Raw genomic sequence first — 1888 nt, 5'->3', positions numbered from 1 at the left:
ACTCCTCGAACAGCTGCTCAGCCGGCGCAGACTCACCGAAGGTGGTCATGCCAACGATAGCGCCGTTCAGGCCAACGTATTTGAACCAGTAGTCAGCGATACCCGCTTCCACGGCAACGCGCGCGGTCACGGCTTTCGGCAGTACGGATTCGCGATAAGCCGCATCCTGCTTGTCGAACGCGTCGGTGGACGGCATGGAAACCACGCGCGCCTTCACGCCTTCGGCAGTCAGTTTGTCCCATGCGGCAACCGCCAGTTCCACTTCTGAACCGGTGGCGATAAAGATCAGCTCCGGCTGGCCGGCGCAATCTTTCAGCACATAACCGCCGCGGGCCACGTTCGCCAGCTGCTCTGCGGTACGCTCCTGCTGCGCCAGGTTCTGACGGGAGAGGATCAGCGCGGTCGGGCCGTCCTGACGCTCCACGCCATATTTCCACGCAATCGCGGATTCAACCTGGTCACACGGACGCCAGGTGGACATGTTCGGGGTCACGCGCAGGGAAGCCACCTGCTCTACCGGCTGGTGAGTCGGGCCGTCTTCGCCCAGACCGATGGAGTCGTGGGTGTAGACCATCACCTGACGCTGTTTCATCAGCGCGGCCATACGTACCGCGTTACGCGCGTATTCCACGAACATCAGGAAGGTGGAGGTGTACGGCAGGAAGCCGCCGTGCAGCGCGATACCGTTGGCGATAGCGGTCATACCGAACTCGCGCACGCCGTAGTGGATGTAGTTCCCGGCAGCGTCTTCGTTGATCGGCTTAGAACCGGACCACAGGGTCAGGTTGGACGGCGCGAGATCTGCGGAGCCGCCGAGGAATTCCGGCAGCAGCGGGCCGAAGGCTTCGATGGCGTTCTGCGAGGCTTTACGGCTGGCGATTTTCGCCGGGTTGGCCTGCAGCTTCGCGATGAACTCGTTAGCTTTCGCGTCGAAGTCAGACGGCATCTCGCCTTTCATACGGCGGGTGAATTCGGCTGCTTCCTGCGGGAAGGCTTTGGCGTAAGCCGCAAACTTCTCGTTCCATGCGGCTTCTTTCGCCTGGCCGGCTTCTTTGGCATCCCACTGGGCATAGATGTCAGACGGGATGTCAAACGGCGCGTGTTTCCAGCCCAGCGCTTCGCGGGTCAGGGCGATTTCGGCGTCGCCCAGCGGCGCGCCGTGGGAGTCGTGGGTACCGGCTTTGTTCGGCGAACCGAAACCGATGATGGTTTTGCACATCAGCAGGGACGGTTTGTCGGTGACCGCCCGTGCTTCTTCTACCGCGCGTTTGATGGCGTCAGCGTCGTGACCGTCCACGCCGCGCACCACGTGCCAGCCGTAGGCTTCAAAGCGTTTCGCGGTGTCATCGGTGAACCAGCCTTCAACGTGGCCGTCGATAGAGATGCCGTTGTCATCATAGAACGCCACCAGTTTACCCAGTTTCAGGGTACCGGCCAGGGAGCACACTTCGTGAGAAATGCCTTCCATCATGCAGCCGTCGCCCATGAAGGCGTAGGTGTAGTGGTCGACGATATCGTGTCCCGGACGGTTGAACTGCGCCGCCAGGGTTTTCTCGGCGATAGCCATCCCGACCGCGTTAGCGATACCCTGGCCCAGCGGACCGGTGGTGGTTTCCACGCCTGCGGTGTAGCCGACTTCCGGGTGACCCGGGGTTTTGGAGTGCAGCTGGCGGAAGTTTTTCAGCTCTTCAATCGGCAGATCGTAGCCAGTGAGGTGCAGCAGGCTGTAAATCAGCATCGAACCATGGCCATTTGACAACACAAAACGGTCACGGTCAGCCCAGGCCGGATTGTTCGGGTTATGGTTCAGGAAATCACGCCACAGCACTTCGGCAATGTCAGCCATACCCATCGGGGCCCCCGGGTGGCCGGATTTGGCTTTCTGTAC

General features: G+C 61.1%; 1 protein-coding gene. It reads right to left on the bottom strand.

The genetic code is table 11. The features are described from left to right. A partial coding sequence (tkt, locus tag KHQ26_RS25870; RefSeq protein ID WP_029884706.1) for a transketolase occupies positions 1-1888 on the bottom strand: 1888 nt, incomplete at both ends.

The sequence above is a fragment of the Klebsiella sp. 10 genome, assembly GCF_018223925.1.
Lineage (GTDB): Bacteria > Pseudomonadota > Gammaproteobacteria > Enterobacterales > Enterobacteriaceae > Klebsiella > Klebsiella pneumoniae.
The sequence above is the reverse complement of the archived record's forward strand: the minus strand, read 5'-3'. Positions and strand labels throughout refer to the sequence as shown.